Origin of the sequence: Ewingella sp. AOP9-I1-14 (assembly GCF_052375995.1) — a bacterium.
Classification (GTDB): Bacteria; Pseudomonadota; Gammaproteobacteria; order Enterobacterales; family Enterobacteriaceae; genus Ewingella; species Ewingella allii.
This window is the reverse complement of sequence record NZ_JBQSVA010000010.1, coordinates 73497-92659: the sequence shown is the minus strand read 5'-3', so window position 1 is coordinate 92659 and position 19163 is coordinate 73497. Positions and strand designations below refer to the sequence as shown.

19 protein-coding genes are annotated in these 19163 nt (G+C 55.2%); 4 read left to right on the top strand and 15 right to left on the bottom strand.

Annotation, left to right across the window (positions count from 1 at the left end; all coding sequences use genetic code 11):
• Nucleotides 1-4: 4 nt before the first annotated feature.
• A complete protein-coding gene (locus tag ACT3RT_RS20630) occupies nt 5-769 on the bottom strand; it encodes a meso-2,3-butanediol dehydrogenase (protein ID WP_353504413.1) in 765 nt (254 codons plus the stop codon).
• A gap of 157 nt (nt 770-926) precedes the next feature.
• The gene (metE, locus tag ACT3RT_RS20625; RefSeq protein WP_485903928.1) at nt 927-3203 is read right to left on the bottom strand and encodes a 5-methyltetrahydropteroyltriglutamate--homocysteine S-methyltransferase; all 2277 of its coding nucleotides are present in this window, start codon (nt 3201-3203) and stop codon (nt 927-929) included.
• Between the two features lie 103 nt (nt 3204-3306).
• Between metE and metR the strand changes: the two genes are divergently transcribed.
• Nucleotides 3307-4260: an HTH-type transcriptional regulator MetR gene (gene metR / locus ACT3RT_RS20620; RefSeq protein WP_353504411.1), complete on the top strand. Its 954-nt coding sequence runs from the start codon at nt 3307-3309 to the stop codon at nt 4258-4260.
• On the opposite strand, the gene ACT3RT_RS20615 is transcribed toward metR, so the two are convergent.
• Nucleotides 4148-5047, bottom strand: a complete 900-nt coding sequence (locus tag ACT3RT_RS20615) for a carboxylate/amino acid/amine transporter (protein ID WP_353504410.1) — start codon at nt 5045-5047, stop codon at nt 4148-4150. The genes metR and ACT3RT_RS20615 overlap by 113 nt on opposite strands.
• Nucleotides 5048-5247: 200 nt before the next feature.
• Here ACT3RT_RS20615 and ACT3RT_RS20610 point away from each other — a divergent pair, with 200 nt between their 5' ends.
• Complete coding sequence (locus ACT3RT_RS20610; RefSeq protein ID WP_353504409.1) at nt 5248-5547, top strand: DUF2756 domain-containing protein; 300 nt, start codon at nt 5248-5250, stop codon at nt 5545-5547.
• A gap of 43 nt (nt 5548-5590) precedes the next feature.
• Here the strand turns inward: ACT3RT_RS20610 and ACT3RT_RS20605 are convergent, their stop codons facing one another.
• The gene (locus tag ACT3RT_RS20605) at nt 5591-6514 is read right to left on the bottom strand and encodes a LysR family transcriptional regulator (protein WP_485903924.1); all 924 of its coding nucleotides are present in this window, start codon (nt 6512-6514) and stop codon (nt 5591-5593) included.
• Between the two features lie 172 nt (nt 6515-6686).
• Here ACT3RT_RS20605 and ACT3RT_RS20600 point away from each other — a divergent pair, with 172 nt between their 5' ends.
• The gene (locus ACT3RT_RS20600) at nt 6687-7073 is read left to right on the top strand and encodes a carboxymuconolactone decarboxylase family protein (protein WP_485903923.1); all 387 of its coding nucleotides are present in this window, start codon (nt 6687-6689) and stop codon (nt 7071-7073) included.
• Nucleotides 7074-7131: 58 nt separating this feature from the next.
• Here the strand turns inward: ACT3RT_RS20600 and ugpQ are convergent, their stop codons facing one another.
• From ugpQ to ACT3RT_RS20550, 10 genes are all read right to left on the bottom strand, one after another.
• Nucleotides 7132-7872 carry a glycerophosphodiester phosphodiesterase gene (gene ugpQ, locus ACT3RT_RS20595; RefSeq protein ID WP_485903920.1) on the bottom strand — a complete coding sequence of 247 codons (741 nt, stop codon included), beginning with the start codon at nt 7870-7872 and terminating at the stop codon, nt 7132-7134.
• Between the two features lie 2 nt (nt 7873-7874).
• A complete protein-coding gene (locus ACT3RT_RS20590) occupies nt 7875-8948 on the bottom strand; it encodes a sn-glycerol-3-phosphate import ATP-binding protein UgpC (RefSeq protein WP_353504403.1) in 1074 nt (357 codons plus the stop codon).
• 6 nt (nt 8949-8954) lie between these two features.
• Entirely contained in the window at nt 8955-9800 is an 846-nt protein-coding gene (gene ugpE, locus ACT3RT_RS20585) for a sn-glycerol-3-phosphate ABC transporter permease UgpE (protein ID WP_034794869.1), read from the bottom strand.
• Nucleotides 9797-10684, bottom strand: coding sequence for a sn-glycerol-3-phosphate ABC transporter permease UgpA (gene ugpA / locus ACT3RT_RS20580; protein ID WP_353504402.1), 888 nt, complete (start codon nt 10682-10684; stop codon nt 9797-9799). Before ugpA ends, ugpE begins: the two co-directional genes overlap by 4 nt.
• Before the next feature lie 183 nt (nt 10685-10867).
• Nucleotides 10868-12184, bottom strand: coding sequence for a sn-glycerol-3-phosphate ABC transporter substrate-binding protein UgpB (gene ugpB / locus ACT3RT_RS20575; protein ID WP_185688829.1), 1317 nt, complete (start codon nt 12182-12184; stop codon nt 10868-10870).
• A 193-nt stretch (nt 12185-12377) separates the two neighbouring features.
• On the bottom strand, nt 12378-13079 hold the full coding sequence (gene livF, locus ACT3RT_RS20570) for a high-affinity branched-chain amino acid ABC transporter ATP-binding protein LivF (protein WP_353504401.1): 702 nt from the start codon (nt 13077-13079) through the stop codon (nt 12378-12380).
• A gap of 13 nt (nt 13080-13092) precedes the next feature.
• Entirely contained in the window at nt 13093-13863 is a 771-nt protein-coding gene (gene livG / locus ACT3RT_RS20565) for a high-affinity branched-chain amino acid ABC transporter ATP-binding protein LivG (protein ID WP_353504400.1), read from the bottom strand.
• Nucleotides 13860-15149, bottom strand: a complete 1290-nt coding sequence (locus ACT3RT_RS20560; protein WP_100935238.1) for a high-affinity branched-chain amino acid ABC transporter permease LivM — start codon at nt 15147-15149, stop codon at nt 13860-13862. Before ACT3RT_RS20560 ends, livG begins: the two co-directional genes overlap by 4 nt.
• Nucleotides 15146-16072 (bottom strand): high-affinity branched-chain amino acid ABC transporter permease LivH, encoded by a 927-nt coding sequence (gene livH, locus ACT3RT_RS20555; RefSeq protein ID WP_034794855.1) that lies wholly within the window; start codon nt 16070-16072, stop codon nt 15146-15148. The genes ACT3RT_RS20560 and livH overlap by 4 nt, the downstream gene beginning before the upstream one ends.
• Before the next feature lie 88 nt (nt 16073-16160).
• Nucleotides 16161-17276: a branched-chain amino acid ABC transporter substrate-binding protein gene (locus ACT3RT_RS20550; protein WP_496203646.1), complete on the bottom strand. Its 1116-nt coding sequence runs from the start codon at nt 17274-17276 to the stop codon at nt 16161-16163.
• Between the two features lie 420 nt (nt 17277-17696).
• On the opposite strand from ACT3RT_RS20550, the gene panM reads away from it, so the two are divergent.
• Entirely contained in the window at nt 17697-18080 is a 384-nt protein-coding gene (gene panM / locus ACT3RT_RS20545; RefSeq protein ID WP_353504399.1) for an aspartate 1-decarboxylase autocleavage activator PanM, read from the top strand.
• Between the two features lie 90 nt (nt 18081-18170).
• On the opposite strand, the gene rpoH is transcribed toward panM, so the two are convergent.
• Entirely contained in the window at nt 18171-19028 is an 858-nt protein-coding gene (rpoH, locus tag ACT3RT_RS20540) for an RNA polymerase sigma factor RpoH (protein ID WP_034794850.1), read from the bottom strand.
• Between the last annotated feature and the right edge of the window lie 135 nt (nt 19029-19163).

Genomic DNA, 19163 nt, shown 5'->3' with positions numbered 1-19163 from the left:
CTGATTAAGCCTGCTGCGGCTGGCCGTTGGAGGCCATCAGGCCACCATCGACCGGCAGGTTAACCCCGGTAACAAAGCGCGCATCGTGGCTTGCCAGGAAGGCAATCACGTCGGCAATCTCTTCTGGCTCGGCGCCGCGCCCCATCGGAATGCGTTCTGCAAATTTATCCAACAGCGGCTGGTTGTCTTTAATGTCTTCAGCCATATCGGTAAAGGTCAGCGACGGACATACCGCATTGACCCGCACGCCGTCTTTGCCGTGGTCCATCGCAATTGAGCGCGTGAAGTTGCTCACCCCGCCCTTCGCCGCATTATAGAAGCTCATGCCCCAGTCGCCGCCCATGCCCGAGACCGACGAAATATTCACAATATTGCCCCTGCTCTTAATAAGCGCTGGCATGAAGAAGCGGGTGCAGTAAAAGACGCCGCTGAGATCGATTTCAATCACCTTATGCCAGTCTTCGAGGCTGGCCTCGGTGACTTTACCCTGCGCCACCACGCCCGCGCCGTTGACCAACACGTCAACCCGGCCAAATTTATCGTTGATAACCGCCGCCATGCGCTCGACGTCCTGCGCTTTCGACACGTCGGCAATATGAATGTAGTACTGCGTGCTGCTCAGTGACTGGGCGACTTTTTCCAGCTTCTCTTTGGTGCGCCCGACCAGCACCACAATCGCACCCTCACTGGCAAAACGCCTTGCCGTTGCTGCCCCCATACCTGAACCAGCCCCGGTCACGACGACAACTTTGTCTGTGAATCTGCTCATTGTTCTCTCCTTGTTTAGTCTCAGTAAAGTCTTTACTAAGCCTAGCGGGGAATAAGGGAAAACGAGCGAAAACGGCGGCTTTTGGGAGCATTCCGGCCCATAAAAAAGGAGCACCGGAGTGCTCCTTAACATTCATAGGGACGGTTTTAGTGCCAGATTAGAGCTGCTCGGCGCGCAGGCGTTTTGCCGCTTTCACCATGTTTTCCAGTGACTCGCGGGTTTCGGCCCAGCCACGGGTTTTCAGGCCGCAGTCTGGGTTAACCCACAGCCGCTCGGCCGGAATGCTGTCGGCGGCTTTGCGCAGCAGGTTCTCAATCCACTCGACGCTTGGCACGTTGGGTGAGTGAATGTCGTAAACTCCCGGCCCGATTTCGTTGGGGTAATCGAACTCTTTGAAGGTTTCGATCAGCTCCATATCCGAACGTGAAGTCTCAATGGTTATCACATCCGCATCCAGCGCGGCGATGGAATCCATGATGTCGTTGAACTCGCAGTAACACATATGGGTGTGGATCTGCGTGTCATCTTTGGCAATCGCGGCGTTCAGTTTGAAGGCGTCGACGGCCCAGCGCAGGTAGGCATTCCACTCCGACTGGCGCAGCGGCAGCCCTTCGCGCAGCGCGGGTTCGTCAATCTGGATGATGCCGATACCGGCGTTTTGCAGATCTTCCACTTCGTCGCGCAGCGCCAGGCCAATCTGCTTGGCGATGGTTTCGCGGCTGACGTCTTCACGCGGGAAAGACCAGCAGAGAATGGTGATGGGGCCAGTCAGCATGCCTTTCACCGGGCGCTCGGTCAGAGACTGGGCGTACTTGGCCCACTCCACGGTTATAGCCTGTGGGCGGCTAACGTCACCAATAATCACCGGCGGTTTAACGCAGCGTGAGCCGTAGCTCTGCACCCAGCCGTTTTGGGTGAAGACGAAACCGTCCAGATGTTCGCCGAAGTATTCCACCATGTCGTTGCGCTCGGCTTCGCCATGAACCAGCACGTCGATATCCAGACGCTCCTGCTCTTTAATCGCCTGTTTGATGTGCTCGCTGATGCCAGTGCGGTAGTTGGCGTTGTCCAAACGGCCTTGTTTGAAGTCCAGGCGCAGGCCACGGATTTCAGTGGTTTGCGGGAAAGAGCCAATGGTGGTGGTTGGCCATAAAGGCAGTTTGAAGCGCGCCCGCTGGGCTTCGGCGCGTGTGGTGTACACACTCGGCCGCTCAATGTCTGCGGCAGTGATGGCGGCGACGCGTTGGCCAACGGCGGCGTTATTCACACGCTTGGAGTCACGGCGGGCGCGGATTGGCGCGCTATATTGGGCCAGTTTATCCAGCGTCTCTGGTTTAGGGTCATTGAGAGCAGACGCCAGCAGCGCCAGCTCGGCACATTTTTGCAGGCCGAAGGCGAACCAGCTTTTCACTTCTTCATCCAGACGCGTTTCCACGCTCAGGTCGATTGGGCTGTGCAGCAGTGAACACGAGCTGCCTAGCCAGACATTGCGGCCAGCCACCAGCGGCTTGAGGCGCTCGAACCAGGTGCTCAGGTCGGCGCGCCAAACGTTACGGCCATTGATCACCCCAAGAGAGAGCAGCCACTCTTTTGGCAGTTGATCAGCCACGGCGGCGAGATCGTCGCGCCCCGCCACGGCGTCGATGTGCAGCCCCTGCACCGGCAGTTGGCGAATGGTATCAATGTTGTGGCCCACGCTGTCGAAATAGGTAGTCAGCAGCAGTTTGGTTTTGCCCTGAAGCTGCTCATAGGCTGGCTTGTAAGCATCCAGCCAGGCTTTAGGCAGTTCCAGAACCAGCGCGGGTTCGTCGATTTGGACCCACTCGATGCCGCGCTTAGCCAGTTCAGACAGCACTTGCTGGTAAACCGGCAGAATGTCGTTGATCAGGGAAAGACGGTCAAACTGCTCGCCTTTCACTTTACCCAGCCACAGATAAGTCAGTGGACCGAGAAGCACGGGTTTTACTTTGTGGCCGAGCGCCAGCGCCTCGTCCACTTCCTCCAACAGTTGGGTCCAGGTCAGTTTGAATTGCTGCCCCTTCACGAATTCAGGGACCATATAGTGGTAGTTGGTATTGAACCATTTGGTCATTTCCGCCGCCGCAGCGGGTTTCCCAGTGGGTGCGCGACCGCGCCCCAGACGGAACAGGGTATCGAGATCGACAGAGCCGTCGGCGTTCTGATGACGCGCTGGCACGTTACCTAGCAGCAGGCTGGTGGTCAGAACGTGGTCGTACCAAGCGAAGTCGCCGACGGGGACCAGATCCACGCCAGCGTCGGCCTGCTGTTTCCAATGACGGGCGCGCAGTTCGCGGCCGGTGGCCAGTAATTCTTGCTGAGTGCTGTTGCCAGCCCAGTAACTCTCTTGTGCTTTTTTCAGTTCACGACGCAGACCGACACGAGGGAAACCGAGGGTATGGTTCAAAATGGTCATCTTTATCTTCCTGTTTAGCCGTCCAGATGTTTACACATCCATAATCCGCAGGTACTGTATATTCCACAAGCGCAAATAATTCATGACACGGTGAAGGACTCTCATGATTGAACTGAAACACCTGCGGACCTTACAAGCTCTACGTAATACCGGGTCGCTGGCCGCTGCCGCCGCGCAGCTACACCAGACACAGTCTGCCTTATCGCATCAGTTCAGCGATTTGGAGCAGCGTCTGGGTTTCCGCCTATTCGTGCGAAAAAGCCAGCCGCTACGCTTTACGCCGCAGGGTGAAATCATGCTTAACTTGGCTGAACAGGTTCTGCCGCAAATCCAGCAGGCGCTACAGGCTTGCAGCGAGCCGCATCAGGCGTCATTGCGCATCGCGATTGAGTGCCATAGCTGCATTCAGTGGCTGACACCGGCGCTGGATAACTTCCGCCTGCGCTTCCCCAATGTGCTGATGGATTTCAAATCTGGCGTCACTTTCGACCCGCAGCCCGCGCTACAGCAGGGCGAGCTGGACTTGGTGCTGACCTCCGACATCCTGCCGCGCAGTGGTCTGCACTATTCGCCAATGTTTGATTTTGAAGTGCGTCTGGTGCTAGCGCCGGACCATCCGCTGGCCAAGCAGGCGATTATCACGCCGGAAGATTTAAGTGCGGAAATCCTGATGATCTACCCGGTTCAGCGCCAGCGTCTGGATATCTGGCGTCACTTCCTGGAACCGGCAGGCGTCAGCCCGGCGCTGAAAAGCGTCGATAACACGCTGTTGTTGATTCAGATGGTGTCGGCCCGCATGGGGATTGCCGCGCTGCCCCACTGGGTGGTGGAGAGCTTTGAACGTCAGGGACTGGTGGTCACTAAAACGCTGGGAGATGGCTTGTGGAGCAGGTTGTACGCCGCCGTGCGTGATGGCGAGCAGCGCCAACCTATTGTGGAAGCTTTTATTCGTTCGACCCGGCAGCACGCGTGCGACCATCTGCCGTTTGTCCGTGATGCCCTAAAACCCAACGTCGGTGCACCCACAGTGAAGCCATTATCACTGCCGCACCAATAATAAAGCTCGGCCAGTGCGGCTGCTGTTGCCAAATGGCGAGGTTAACCAGCAGCCCGGCCGGGACGTGGAAGTTGTTCATAATCCCCAGCGTTCCCGCGTCCACCTGCGTCGCGCCGTAGTTCCACATGAAATACCCTAAAGCCGAAGCCCCCACGCCGAGCCAGATCAGAATGCCCCATTGCAGGCCGGTGGTGGGCAGCTTTTGCGGATTGCCCCACAGGAACCACGCCACCACAGCGCAAATCAGCGCGCCGATGTAGAACCATGAAAACGCCGTGTGCTGCGGCATCGGGTGGGTTTCCATCAGGCGTTTATAGCCCACCTGACCAATGGCGAAACAGATATTCGCCGCCTGCACCAACAGCAGGCCAATGATGAAATGTTCGCTGATATGGTCATAGCGAATGATAGCCGCGCCGACCACTGCCAGCAGGGCGCACAGGGCATAGCCTTTGCGGATTTTACGCCCGCTGATCAGGTCATAAATCAGCGTCACGTAGAGCGGCGTCATCACCGTGAACAGCAGGAATTCCGGCACCGACAGGTACAAATAGGCTTCGAAGCTGATCAAATACATGATGCCGAGCTGCATCGCGCCGACGGCCATGTACATCAGCAGGGTTTTTACTGGATAACCCTTCCAGCGCAGAAACGGCAAAAACACCAGCGCGGCGAGGCTCAGCCGCACCAGCACGGAGAAGACGCTGTCAACCTGACCCGCCAGATAGACGCCGATGAGGCTAAATGAAAAAGCCCACAAAATGGTGGTAATAACGAGTAACGGCACGAAGTTCAGCCTGAAAAAGTAAAAGATAGGCTGATTGTAACGGATGTTGCAAAGTAGAGAACCTGAAAGTAGGTTTACCACTGTGCGTTTATTGACCTAACGAGACCTGACCCACGCTTTGAGCGTTCCGTGCCATGGGGGACCACACAACCCGGTGATATGTCGTAGACTTAAATCATGACTGACTGGAGGATCACCTGATGAAACGTTGTTATGGGCTCGTAGCCGCTATTCCCCTGCTTTTCGCCGTTCAGGCCGCCTCGGCGAACACCGTGTCAGTGCCTGACCGCAACCAACAGCTGCTGAGTAACCCTTCGCAAGAACGGATGCAGCAGCAGCAACAAACCAATTCGCAGATCCAGCAGCAGAAATTGCAGCAAGACCTGCGCAATAACCAGCAGCAGCAACAGCTCAAACTGCGCTCGCAAATTCAAAGCAACCAGCAGCGTCTGCAGACCCAGCAGCTAAATCGTCCGGGCCAGCCGCTGCAGCAGAATTAAGTCAGAGTTTTACCCCGCTGTTTAACGCGGCGGGGCAAAAAACTCACTGATTTTCAGTAATATTCCCCAGCGGCAGAAATGTCTTCACCGCCTCCAGCACATGTTCCCGCTGCTCATTTTTCCGCGTCGCCAAATAGACATCAATATTCAGCTGGCTCGAAGTCTGCTCATCCAGTTTGCGATAACACAGCCCTTCTCTGGTCGATAAACACATGGATTGTGGCATCAGCGCCATACCGTTTCCCCGCGCCACGTTGGCCAAAGTCAGCAATGAATCCTCGGACTCTGGTTTGAACTGCAAAGCAAAAGGCAGCGCGTTAAACACCTGCTCGCATTTGTCGTAAAAACTCGGATTTGCACTGCGCGAAAACCAAAACAGGGCTAAGTCGGCGACGTCCTTCAGCGACACCCGCTCCTGAATACTTGCCGGGTGCGATGAAGGCAAAGCCAGCATCAGCGGCTCCTGGTGCAGCCAGAAGAAGTCGAACTCGTCGTCATGCCCCGAGGACTTTTCTCCCGTAAAGACAATGTCCAGACTCTGGCTATCGAGCATTTTCAACAGCTGGCGAGAATTCAGATGGTAAGAGAGTACCTCGTCGATATTCATCAGGGCGGCCAGATGCGCATGAATCGAGGGGATGAGGGTGAAATCCAGCGCGCGGGTCACGCCCACTCTGAGCTTTTCACTTTCTACTTTGATCTCTTTTACCAAACGTGAAAGTTGTTCAATCAAAGGTTTAGCTTGACGCTGCAACTGCTTACCGGCCTCGGTTAGCTGCACCTGATGGGTATTGCGGATAAACAGCGGCTGACCAAGAAGGGCTTCGAGGGTCTGAATCTGCCGGGTCAGCGGCGGCTGGCTCATTTTCATCTGCTCGGCGGCACGGCGAAAATTCAATTCATGCGCCACGGCGATAAAGCACTGTAACTGCTTAATCGTAGGCAGATTTACGCTGAAATCATTCACGTGCAACTCCCGCTGTTATTCACTGAGACCCAATGTCCCCAAATTAGCACTTGTCTCGCCCTTGGTGATACCTAATTGATATTACAAAACTAACAATTCTCTAAAAAATCGCCGTGCGTATGGTGGGAGGTGAAAACCAATCCAACATTTCCCACTTATCAGGAGAAGCAGCATGAAATCAGGTAACGAACTCACCGAGTATGGCCGTGCGATTATGGAAAAACTGGAGCCGGGTTTGGCGGACGCCGTGGGTGCGCGTTTGGGCGAACTGGACCCCGACCTGCCGCGCCTGATCACTGACTACGCCTTTGGCGCGGTAGTCGGGCGGCCGGGGATCGATTTGAAAACGCGCGAGATGCTGACCGTGGCGTCGCTGATCACGCTAGGCCATGCCCAGCCTCAACTGGAGCTGCACATGCGCTGCGCGATGAATGTTGGCGTGACCAAGGAGGAGTTGCTGGAGATCGTGATTCAGATGGCAATTTACGCCGGAGTGCCCGCCTGCATGAATGCGATCACCGCTTATCGTGCCGCGCTGGCGCAGTCTCAAGCCCGCTAATAAAATGAAAAAGGGGATATCAGCAGTGCAGATATCCCCCTCTTTTCGAACTCAATTTTTACGCAAAATCTGGGCCGATATCGTCAATAGCATCAGTACAGATACAATCAACGCCCCATGCCAGCAGGGTGCGGGCGCGGTCTGGCGAGTTAACGGTGTAGACCAGAATGTGCAAACCGGCGTCTTTCAGGGCTTTCACTCGCGCTTCGGTCAGCTCTTTATGGTTGATATGCAGGGAAACGCACTCCAGTTGGTCAGTCAGCGTTTTCCAGTCATCACGCCACTCGTCGAGCAGTAAACCGCGCGGCAGCTCGGGAACGGCCTGCTTGGCCGCCAGCAGAGCGTCGAACTCGAAAGAAGAGAGCAGCGGCGGCGCAGGGTGGTCGCGCCATAGCTCTTTGGCCGCCAGCGCCACTTTACTCCCCGTCTCGGTATTCGTGCCGGTCGTCGGTTTAATCTCAATGTTCGCCATCATGTTGTGGCGCGCGCAGCGCTCGGCCACTTCTGCCAACAGCGGCAGTTTTTCGCCTTTGAACGCCGCGCCGTACCAGTCACCGGCGTCCAGTTGGCGCAATTTGTCCCAGCTCAGCTCACCCGCCACGCCCCAGCCGTTGCTGGTGCGGTTCAGTGTGTCGTCGTGCAACAGGAAAATTTCGCCGTCCTGCGCCAGCTTGGCGTCGAACTCAATCATGGTGTGGCCGTACTTGGCGCCGACATCAATGGCAGCAAGGGTGTTTTCCGGGGCCAAAGAACCACCGCCCCGATGCGCCACAATCCGTGGATAAGGCCAAACTGTCATGTTTACTCCATTCTTAAACCGCTGTTTGAATCGAAAAAGTGTAGCGCGTTCGTCGGCAAAACCAAACGCAACTGCGTGCCCGGCTCAGGGCAAACTTCGTGATTAAGACGCACCACCACACCAGCACCGGCCCATTTGCCGTGCGCCAGGTTGTCAGCGCCGAGCAGTTCCAACGTGTTGAGGTTCATTGGAATACCGGCCTGCGGGTCGTCAGTCAGCTGAATATGCTCCGGTCGAATACCCACCGTCAACTCTCGTCCGCCCCACTCCGGGCGCGGCTGGCTGAGGGGCAGCTCGAAACCGCCCTCCATCACCAGCGAACTGCCGTTGCTGGCTAGCGTGCCCGGCAGCAGGTTCATGGCCGGAGAGCCAATGAAGCTGGCAACAAATAGCGTTGCCGGGCGGCGATAAACTTCTGACGGCGTACCAATCTGCTCGGCAATGCCTTTGTTCATCACGATCACCCGCTCGGCCAGCGTCATGGCTTCAACCTGATCGTGGGTCACGTACAAACTGGTGGTGCGCAGGCGGCGGTGCAGCTGTTGCAGCTCGAGGCGCATCTGCACGCGCAGCTTGGCGTCAAGGTTAGACAGCGGTTCGTCGAACAGGAAGACCGCCGGTTCACGCACGATTGCGCGCCCCATGGCGACGCGCTGACGCTGGCCGCCGGAGAGTTCGCGCGGCTTGCGTTTCAGCAGCGGGCCGAGTTCCAGAATACGCGCCGCTTCTTCAACTCGCGCCTGAATCTGCGCCTTGCCGAAGCCGCGAATTTTCAGGCCATAGGCCATGTTGTCGTACACGCTCATGTGCGGGTAAAGCGCGTAGTTCTGGAATACCATCGCGATACCGCGATCTTTGGGTTCCAGCTCGGTAACGCGCTGATCATTAATATAAATATCGCCGCTGGTGGTGCGTTCTAAACCGGCTACCATGCGCAATAGAGTAGATTTCCCACAGCCCGACGGACCGACCATCACGATGAATTCGCCATCGGCGACGTTCAGGTCGATGCTTTTAATAATCTGATTTTTACCGTCGTAGGACTTAGTGACTGCCTGTAGTTTTAAATTTGCCATGTCGTATTACTTCTCACTGTCTACCAGACCGCGCACAAACCAGCGCTGCATCAGGAGCACCACCGCAAGCGGGGGCAATAAAGTCAAAATCATCGCTGCCATGACCTGATTCCACTGGGTGGAACCGTCGCCGGAAGAGATCATGCTTTTAATTCCCGCCACCGCCGTGCCCATCGAGGCGTCGCTGGTGATGAGGATCGGCCACAAATACTGGTTCCAGCCGTAGATAAAGGTGATAACGAACAGCGCCGCCAGATTGGTTTTCGATAACGGCAGGACGATGTCCCAGAAGAAGCGCATGGCGCTCGCGCCGTCGATACGCGCGGCCTCCAGCAGCTCGTCCGGCAAGGTCATAAAGAACTGGCGGAACAGGAAGGTGGCGGTGGCCGAGGCCATCAGGGGCAGCGTCAGGCCGGTGTAGCTGTCCATCATGTTCAGGTTGGAAATCACCTGAATAGTCGGGAAGATACGCACTTCTACCGGCAGCATCAGCGTCAAGAAAATCAGCCAGAAGAATAGGTTACGCAGCGGGAAACGGAAGTAGACGATGGCGTAAGCCGACAGCATCGACACCGAAATCTTACCGATAGTGATGACCATCGCCATGATAAAGCTGTTCACCAGCATGCGACCAAAGGCCGGGCTGCCGTCGCCCACGCCCTGCGTCCAGATAGTGCGGATGTTGTCCCACAGGTGTGAACCCGGAATGAGCGACATCGGCACTTCAAAAATCTGTTTGTTATCCAGCGTTGCCGCGACAAAAGCCACGTACAGCGGGAACAGGATCACCAGCACGCCGAGGATAAGCATGGTGTGGCTGAAAATATCCAGCCCTCTACGGTTCTCAATCATTGGTAACGCACCTTACGCTCGACAAAGCGGAACTGAATAAACGTCAGGCCGCATACCAGCACCATCAACACCACTGACTGCGCGGCGGAGCTGGAGAGATCCAGACCGGCGAAACCTTCGCGGTAAACCTTATAAATCAGGGTGGTGGTCGCCTGAACCGGGCCGCCCGCGGTCGCCGCATCAATCACCGGGAAGGTGTCGAAGAAGGCGTAAACCAAGTTAACCACCAGCAGGAAGAAGCTCACTGGCGAAATCAGCGGCAGCACCAGATTGAAGAAGCGGCGCACCGGGCCCGCGCCGTCAATGGCGGCGGCTTCAACCAGTGATTTAGGGATAGATTGCAGCGCGGCGAGGAAGAACAGGAAGTTGTAGCTGACCTGCTTCCAGACCGAGGCCAACACCACCAAGAACATCGCCTGTCCGCTGTTCTGCGCGTGGTTCCAGTCATAGCCGATTGACCCAAGGAAGTGGGTGATAAGGCCGAGGCCGGGGCTAAACAGGAACATCCAGAGCACGGCGGCCACGGCGGGCGCGACGGCGTACGGCAGGATCATTAGCGTCTGGTAGATGCGGCTGGCGCGCACCACGTGGTCCACCAGCGCGGCAAAAAACAGCGAAACAGCAAGGCCGATAAACGCCACGAGGAAACTGAATTTCAGCGTGGTGTAGAAAGAGTCGAGGTAGTAGGAGTCATGAAACAGCTGTTTGAAGTTGCTCAGTCCGACAAACTCACTCGATAAACCGAAAGGATCCAGCGTTTGCACCGAATACCACAAGGCTTGACCGGCAGGCCATAAAAAGAAAATCACGGTGATCAGCAGTTGCGGCAACACCAGCGCGTAAGGCAGCCAGCTACAACCAAAACCGGGGCGATGTGAACTCATAGTGGGTTACTCGTTAAAGCGAAAAGACAAGAGATAGAATCGAAGAAAGGCAACTCGGTACGAGGCGTAGCGAGCAAAGCCAGACTGGGTGCGGACAGCGCGCAGAAACCACAGTGGACATTGAGTCCATGAGGATTTCGAGCACTGCCCAATCCCAGACTGGCGAAGCGCAGTAGCCGATAGTTACTTAGTGGAAGCTTCGAAGCGACGCAATAACAGATTACCGCGCTCTACAGCTGAATCCAGAGCCTGCTGAGCCGTCTTCTTGCCGCTCCACACGCTTTCCAACTCTTCGTCTACGATGGTACGAATCTGTGGCATGTTGCCCAGACGCAGACCTTTAGTGAACGGCAATGGTGGCTTGTTCAGCATCTGGCGAGTCGCTACGTCAGAACCTGGGTTCTTCTCGTAGAAGCCTTGTTGCTTAGTCAGCTCATAAGCCGCGGTCGTCACTGGCAGGTAACCGGTTTTCTGGTGCCATTCAGCGGCGATAGCCGGAGTAGTCAGGAATTGCAGGAACTCAGCAACGCCTTTGTAAGTTTCTTTATCTTTACCGTTCATCACCCACAGGCTTGCGCCGCCGATGATGGCGTTCTGTGGCGCATCTTTCACGTCTGCGTCGTAAGGCATCATGCCCACGCCGTAGTTGAATTTAGCGTACTGACGGATGTCAGCCAGTGAACCTGAAGACGCGGTGGTCATCGCGCAGTCACCGTTGTAGAACTTGGCGGTAGACTCGTCTTTACGACCCAAGTAGGTGAAATCACCCTTCTTGTTCATGTCTTCCAGCATCTGGATGTGCTTAACCTGCAACGGTTTGTTGAATTCCAGAACCGCGTCAGTGCCATCGAAACCATTGTTTTTGGTGGCGATTGGCAGAGCATGCCATGCGCTAAAGTTCTCAATCTGAATCCAACCCTGCCAGCCGCTGGCGTAGCCACATTTCACGCCTGACTGACGCAGCTTCTCAGTGTAAGCCGCCATGTCCTGCCAAGTTTTTGGCGGTTGATCAGGGTTCAGGCCAGCCTTCTTAAAGGCGTCTTTGTTGTAGTACAGCACCGGCGTGGAGCTGTTGAAAGGCTGTGACAGCAGGCGCCCTTTAGAATCCGAGTAATAGCCCGAGACAGTCGGAACGAACTGGGAAACGTCTTCTTTGATGCCCGCGTCGGAAAAGACTTCGTAGACCGGCTTGATCGCTTTACTCGCCATCATGGTCGCCGTGCCTACTTCATAAACTTGCAGAATGGCTGGCGCTTTGCCGCTACGGTAAGCCGCGATGCCTGCTGCCAGACTTTCATCATACTTGCCTTTGTAAACCGGCACGATTTTGACGTCAGGATGAGCCTGATTAAAACGGTCGGCCAGAGAGTTCACCTCTTTGCCCAACTCGCCGTCCATTGAGTGCCAGAAAGGTATTTCCGTTACCGCCATCGCCTGGGTGCTGAACGCGAATGCCAGTGCAATGCAAAGTGTCGTTTTTGTAACAGCGTGCTTAAGCATGCTTGTCTCCTGAAGAGGGCTGTGTAGTGACGGTGTCGTAAGGATCTTCTTATTCGGGAGCTAACATGACATGCATAAATGACAGAAAAATAATGATTTAGTTACAGGCAGGTGACAGCGGAGTTACGAAAGAGAGAAAAATAAAAGTAAAAAGGACATCCGAAGATGTCCTTTAATTGGCAGAGAATTTTAATTAAGCGCCGAGATAAGCAGATCTAACAGCTTCGTTGGCTAATAGAGCTGCGCCACTGTCCTCCAGCACCACGTGGCCGTTTTCCAGCACGTAGCCACGGTCCGCCAGCTTCAAGGCCTGATTGGCGTTTTGCTCGACCAGGAAGATAGTCATCCCCTCTTCACGCAGCTGTTGGATAGTGTCGAAAATCTGCTGAATGATAATTGGTGCTAAACCTAGCGAAGGCTCGTCGAGCAGCAGCAGGCGCGGCTGGCTCATCAATGCCCGGCCAATCGCCAGCATCTGCTGTTCCCCGCCGGACATGGTGCCGGAACGCTGAGCGCGACGCTCTTTCAAACGTGGGAACAGCTCGAACACGCGCTGGAGGCGCTGCTGATACTGGTCGCGGGTGGCAAAGAAGCCGCCCATCGCCAGATTCTCCTCTACCGTCATGCGCGAAAACACCCGACGCCCTTCCGGCACGATGGCGATATCGCCACGCATGATTTTGGCGGTCGGCCACTGGGTGATGTCCTGACCTTCAAAAACAATAGAGCCATGGCTGGCGCGAGGCTCGCCGCACAGGCTACCCAGCAGCGTGGTTTTGCCCGCGCCGTTGGCCCCGATAAGGGTAACAATTTCACCCTTATTGATGTGCAGGCTGACTTCGTGCAGAGCCTGAATTTTGCCGTAATGGGCGGATACCTGATTAAATGACAACATCGCGTTCTGCCCCTTACCCTTCGCCCAAGTACGCACGAATGACGTCTGGGTTATTACGAATTTCTGCCGGAGTGCCCTGTGCCAGCGGCGTTCCCTGATTCACCACATAGATGCGGTCCGAAATGCCCATCACCAGCTTCATGTCATGTTCGATCAATAAAACTGACACATTGTGCTGGTTACGCAGCTCGGCGATCAGCTGGTTTAGCTCTTCCGTTTCGCGCGGGTTAAGCCCGGCGGCGGGTTCGTCGAGCATCAGGATTTCAGGGCGCGTCACCATACAACGGACGATTTCCAGACGGCGCTGCTGGCCGTAAGCCAGATTCCCCGCCTGACGGTTGGCCAGTTCGAGCAAGCCGACGCGCTCCAGCCAGTCTGCGGCGCGGTCCAAGGCTTCTGCCTCGGCTTTACGAAAGCCCGGCGTCTTAAACAGGCCAGCCAGCATGCCGCTTTTAAGGTGTTGATGCTGGGCTACCAGCAGGTTTTCAATCACGGTCATTTCGCGGAACAGGCGCACATGCTGGAAGGTTCGCACCACGCCCATGCGGGCAATCTTCTGGCCCGGCAAACCCTCGAGATGCTGGTCGCGCAGCTTGATGGTGCCGCCGCTTGGCTTATAAAAACCGGTCAGGCAGTTAAACACCGTGGTTTTACCGGCGCCGTTGGGGCCAATCAGCGAGACGATTTCGCCCTGATTGAGGTTTAACGCCACGTTGTTCACCGCCAGCAGGCCGCCAAAACGCATCATCAAACCTTCTACTGACAAGAGAGGTTGCCTACTCATGCTTGCTCTCCTTTGTCGGCGATTTGTCTTTTAGACAATTTTAATTTCAACTGTGGGCGTTTCATCGGCAACAGGCCCTGTGGACGCCAGATCATCATCAGAACCATCAATGCACCGAGCAGCAACATGCTGTATTCATTCAAATCACGCATCAGTTCGCGCGACACCACCAGCAAAATCGCCGCCAGAATAACCGCAAACTGCGAGCCCATACCGCCCAATACCACGATTGCCAGCACGAAGGCGGACTCGACGAAGGTGAAGGATTCCGGGCTGACGAAGCCCTGACGCGCGGCGAACAGCGTCCCGGCGAAACCGGCAAACGCGGCGCTGATAGTAAAGGCGGTGAGCTTGATGCGCGTCGGGTTAAGGCCCAGCGAGCGGCAGGCGATTTCATCTTCACGCAGGGCTTCCCACGCGCGGCCCAGCGGCATGCGCAGCAGGCGGTTGATGACGAACAGGGTCAAGACCACCAACAGCAGCGCCACCATATATAAGAAGATGATGCGATCGCTCGGGTCATAGGCCACGCCAAAGAAGTTACTGAAGGTGTCCCAGCCGCCGTCGCGCGGGGTGCGGCTAAATTCCAGACCAAACAGCGTCGGTTTTGGAATTTGGCTAATGCCGTTCGGCCCGCCGGTGATCGAGGTGTTGTTCAGCAGCAGAATACGGACAATTTCCCCAAAGCCGAGGGTGACGATCGCCAGATAGTCGCCACGCAGCCTGAGCACCGGGAAGCCAAGCAGGAAGCCAAAGGCGGCAGAAACCAGACCGGCCAGTGGTAACGCTTCCCAAAAACCGATGCCGTAATAGTGATTCAGCAGCGCGTAGGTGTAGGCACCGATGGCGTAAAAACCGCCGTAGCCCAGCACCAGCAGGCCAGACAGGCCAACCACCACGTTCAGCCCAAGGCCAAGCATGATGTAGATCAGGGTCAGGGTGGCGATGTCCACCGTGCCGCGTGAGACAATAAAAGGCCACGCGATAGCGGCAATAATCAGCACCAGCGCCAGCAGTTTCTGCTTCGGCGTTGAACCATCAAAGCTCGGCAGGACAAAGCTTGGGCCAGAAATTTTCTTCAGGCCGCTGCTCATTAACGGGCGGAACAGCTGGAAGACGAACACCACGGCGCAGCCGATGGCAATCCACGTCCAGCGCACTTCGCCTGCGCCGTTCACCACCAGCTTGGTGCCATCAAGGCTCAGTTGCAGCCCCATGATAAAGGAGGCTAAAACCAATAAAACGAAGGCGGAGAGCAGCGCGTTAAACAGGTTGAGATGCTTCATACTTTCTCAACCTCCGGGCGACCCAAGATGCCAGTTGGCAACACCAGCAACACCACGATCAGCAGGGCAAACGACACCACGTCTTTATATTCGGTGCTGAGATAGGCCGAGGTCAGGGCTTCGGCTACGCCTAAAATCAGGCCGCCAATCATCGCGCCCGGAATGCTGCCGATGCCACCGAGAACCGCCGCGGTGAAGGCTTTCATCCCCGCCATAAAGCCAATGTACGGGTTAATCACGCCGTAGAATTGCCCCAGCAGCACGCCCGCCACCGCCGCCATTAATGCGCCGATAACGAAGGTCAGGGAGATCACGCGGTCAGTGCTAATGCCCAGCAGGCTGGCCATTTTCAAATCTTCGGCGCAGGCGCGACAGGCGCGACCCATGCGGGAATAGCGGATAAACAGCGTCAGGGCCAGCATGGCGACAAAAGTTACAATCCAGATGATGAGCTGCATGGTGCTGATAGTCGCGGCAAAGCCGTTGGCGACGCCAAGCGTCCACTGGCCGGTGACCAAGCTTGGCAGCGCGAGGTCGCGCGAGCCTTGGGTCAGGCTGACGTAGTTTTGCAGGAATATCGACATCCCGATGGCGGAGATCAGCGCAATCAGGCGTTTAGAATTTCGCACTGGCTTATAGGCCACGCGCTCAATGCTCCAGCCGTAGGCACTGGAGATCACAATCGCGGCGATGAATCCGGCGCCGATCAGCAACCAGCTGGCGTCGATCCCCATCATCATTAACGCGGCGATGACAATAAAAGAGACATAGCTGCCGATCATATACACCTCGCCGTGGGCGAAGTTGATCATGCCGATAATGCCGTAAACCATGGTGTAGCCAATGGCGATCAGCGCATAGGTGCTGCCCAACGTCACGCCGTTGAACATCTGCTGAATGAAATATAGGAACTGCTCTGACATACCCTATCCTTTTACTTCAAGGGTTTGATAACTGGTGCAACTCCCTCCCCCTGCGAAGGGGAGGGAGCGAAGAACCACTTTGCTGCGGTTATGGTTTAATTGGGGTAGAAGTGCCGTCTTTGTGCCATTCGAATACACCGAACTCGAAGCCTTTCAGGTCGCCCTTCTCATCCCAGCTCAGCGGGCCCATCACGGTATCCACGGATTGAGATTTCAGGTTTTTGGCGATGTCAGCCGGTTCCATACTTCCGCTGCGTTCCATACCGGTCGTCAAAGCTTGCAGCGCGGCGTAGGTGGTCCAGACGAATGGGCCAGTTGGGTCCAGTTTCTTGGCTTTCAGCGCATCAACGATTGGCTGGTTAGCAGGAACCTGATCATAACGTTTTGGCAGAGTCACCAGCATGCCTTCGGAAGCATCACCGGCGATGTTGGACAGGGAAGAGTTACCCACGCCTTCCGGACCCATGAATTTCGCATTCAGACCGGCTTGTTTTGACTGACGCAGGATCTGGCCCATTTCCGGGTAGTAACCGCCGAAGTAAACGAAATCGACGTTCTCTTTCTTCAGACGCGCCACCAGCGTGGAGAAGTCTTTGTCGCCTGCGGTGATACCTTCGAACAGCACCACGTTACCGCCGTTTTTCTTCAGGCTATCCTGCACGGAGCGCGCCAGACCTTCGCCGTACTGCTGCTTATCATGAACCACGGCAATGCGCTGTGGCTTGATAGTATTGAGGATGTATTTCGCCGCCGTTGGGCCCTGATCGGAGTCCAAACCGGTAGTGCGCATAATCAGCTTGTAGCCACGGGTGGTCAGGTCAGCGTTGGTCGCGGCAGGGGTGATCATCAGCACGCCCTCATCTTCATAAATGTCAGAAGCGGGCTGAGTAGAAGAAGAGCACAGGTGGCCGATAACATAACGGATACCGTCGTTAATCACTTTGTTGGCCACCGCCACGGCTTGTTTCGGGTCACAGGCATCGTCGTATTCCACGCCAACCAGTTTGTCACCCTTGATGCCACCTTTAGCATTGATATCAGCGATAGCTTGTTTTGCGCCGGTGAACTCCATGTCGCCGTATTGCGCTACCGGGCCTGACATGGCGCCGACGATGGCGACTTTGATGTCTTTCGCCACGGCGGCTTGGCTCATTGCCAATGCGATACAGCCGGCCAGCAATACTTTTCCTGATTTCATATTCATCCTGATACCCCATCTAATGATTTGTGATGTGTGTTTGTTGTGTTGTTTTGGCATTTCTCGCCTGCTTAAAATATCGTCACTTAAGAAATTTGTTATAAGTTATAATACGTTAGCGGCTTATCGGGTCTTATTTTCAAATAAGACTTTATTTTTCATGCCATTAAACAGGAATATTCTGCTGCAAATCAAATGTCACAATCAGAAACAAGAGGTGTAAACAGAATTTTATTTGGGTATAAATGCGGCTATGGGCAACGACTACAGCGGTTAACGCTGCCTTTACTGATTAAAGCCAACATTTATCGCTTATAGTTGGATCGCCGAAAAAGTTTTTGCTCTGTTACTGTACAAAAAAAGTTACGCGCCCCGCTGGCGGTCAATCCGCTATAATGTGCGCCTGTTTATCTGCCTGTTCGCCTCATGAAATTAACCATTCAAAAACTCGATTCGCTTAGTGCGCAAGACTTGATAGATCTGGCAAAAATCTGGCCGGAGCATTCTCCTGCCGAGTGGCAAAGCTGGCTCAGTGGGAACCGCGCCCTGTTCGCTGCAAAATTTAACGAGCGTCTGTTGGCGGCGGTTAAAGTCAGCCTGACAGGCGAAAGTGCTGAACTGCAGGATTTGCTGGTGCGCGAAGTGACCCGTCGCCGCGGCGTGGGTTTATATCTGGTAGAGGATACGCTGGCGCAGATGCCGGAAATCACCCACTGGACGATGAAAGCCGAAGCTGACCCAGTCCTCGATGCCTTTATGCTGGCCTGTAAATTCCATAAAACCGCCGATGGCTGGGAATGGAATCGCTAAACGGCTTGAACGCTGAAATTTAGGCATAAAAAAAGCGACCCGCAGGTCGCTTTTTCTTTATTTGCTGAAGTACAGCGGCTGAAGAGCTGCTTAGGCTTCAATCGCCAAACGCAGTTTCTTCATCGCGTTCTTCTCAAGCTGACGAACACGCTCTGCGGAAACGCCGTACTTGTCGGCCAGCTCCTGCAAAGTGGTTTTGTTGTCGTCATCTAACCAGCGGGCGCGGATGATGTCCTGGCTACGCTCGTCCAAACCTTCCATTGCATAGGTCAGTTTGTCGGTCGCGTCGCGATCCCAGTTATCTTCCTCGATACTTTCTGCAAAGTCTGAACTCTTATCTTGCAGATAAAGCATCGGCGCCATCGCGGCACCGTCGCGTGGTTCATCGTCCGGAGTCGGGTCAAACGTCATGTCCTGTGCGGCCATGCGAGATTCCATTTCCAGAACGTCTTTGCTGGTGACACCCAGCTCGCGAGCAACGTGCTCCACTTCGTCATGGCTGAACCAGCCCAGACGCTGTTTGTTTTTACGCAGGTTGAAGAACAACTTGCGCTGCGCCTTAGTGGTAGCGACTTTCACGATACGCCAGTTACGCAGCACGTATTCGTGAATCTCTGCTTTGATCCAGTGCACCGCGAAGGAGACCAGACGCACGCCCACTTCTGGGTTAAAGCGGCGAACCGCTTTCATCAGGCCGATATTACCTTCTTGGATAAGGTCAGCCTGTGGCAGACCGTAGCCTGAATAGTTGCGGGCGATGTGAGCAACAAAGCGCAGGTGAGACAGGATCAGATGTTTCGCTGCTTCCAGATCACCATCGTAATGCAGCCGTTCAGCCAGCGCCCGTTCTTCCTCTGCGGTGAGCATAGGATAAGTATTGGCGGCCCGAATATAGGCTTCCAGACTACCTTGGGGAACTAATGCTAAAGTTTGCATTTCTTTTGTCATTCAAAGCCTCTCATGTATGACGTTATGCAGGTTTTATACTGCGTTGCTGCGGAGTGAATACCGCATTGCCCTAACGGCGTACTAACAAAAACAACGCAGAGCCCTTCATATTTACTGCTTTTCTGAATACTGCTT

Bases quoted from the DNA above. Each gene is read 5' to 3' on its own strand.
- livF (WP_353504401.1), bottom strand. From the start codon at position 13,079: ATGTTGTCATTTAATCAGGTATCCGCCCATTACGGCAAAATTCAGGCT.
- ugpE (WP_034794869.1), bottom strand. From the start codon at position 9,800: ATGATTGAGAACCGTAGAGGGCTGGATATTTTCAGCCACACCATGCTT.
- ACT3RT_RS20550 (WP_496203646.1), bottom strand. From the start codon at position 17,276: ATGAATATGAAATCAGGAAAAGTATTGCTGGCCGGCTGTATCGCATTG.
- ACT3RT_RS20590 (WP_353504403.1), bottom strand. From the start codon at position 8,948: ATGGCAAATTTAAAACTACAGGCAGTCACTAAGTCCTACGACGGTAAA.
- ugpB (WP_185688829.1), bottom strand. From the start codon at position 12,184: ATGCTTAAGCACGCTGTTACAAAAACGACACTTTGCATTGCACTGGCA.
- ACT3RT_RS20630 (WP_353504413.1), bottom strand. From the start codon at position 769: ATGAGCAGATTCACAGACAAAGTTGTCGTCGTGACCGGGGCTGGTTCA.
- ACT3RT_RS20560 (WP_100935238.1), bottom strand. From the start codon at position 15,149: ATGAAGCATCTCAACCTGTTTAACGCGCTGCTCTCCGCCTTCGTTTTA.
- ugpA (WP_353504402.1), bottom strand. From the start codon at position 10,684: ATGAGTTCACATCGCCCCGGTTTTGGTTGTAGCTGGCTGCCTTACGCG.
- rpoH (WP_034794850.1), bottom strand. From the start codon at position 19,028: ATGACAAAAGAAATGCAAACTTTAGCATTAGTTCCCCAAGGTAGTCTG.
- metE (WP_485903928.1), bottom strand. From the start codon at position 3,203: ATGACCATTTTGAACCATACCCTCGGTTTCCCTCGTGTCGGTCTGCGT.
- metR (WP_353504411.1), top strand. From the start codon at position 3,307: ATGATTGAACTGAAACACCTGCGGACCTTACAAGCTCTACGTAATACC.
- ACT3RT_RS20610 (WP_353504409.1), top strand. From the start codon at position 5,248: ATGAAACGTTGTTATGGGCTCGTAGCCGCTATTCCCCTGCTTTTCGCC.
- panM (WP_353504399.1), top strand. From the start codon at position 17,697: ATGAAATTAACCATTCAAAAACTCGATTCGCTTAGTGCGCAAGACTTG.
- livG (WP_353504400.1), bottom strand. From the start codon at position 13,863: ATGAGTAGGCAACCTCTCTTGTCAGTAGAAGGTTTGATGATGCGTTTT.
- livH (WP_034794855.1), bottom strand. From the start codon at position 16,072: ATGTCAGAGCAGTTCCTATATTTCATTCAGCAGATGTTCAACGGCGTG.
- ACT3RT_RS20600 (WP_485903923.1), top strand. From the start codon at position 6,687: ATGAAATCAGGTAACGAACTCACCGAGTATGGCCGTGCGATTATGGAA.
- ugpQ (WP_485903920.1), bottom strand. From the start codon at position 7,872: ATGACAGTTTGGCCTTATCCACGGATTGTGGCGCATCGGGGCGGTGGT.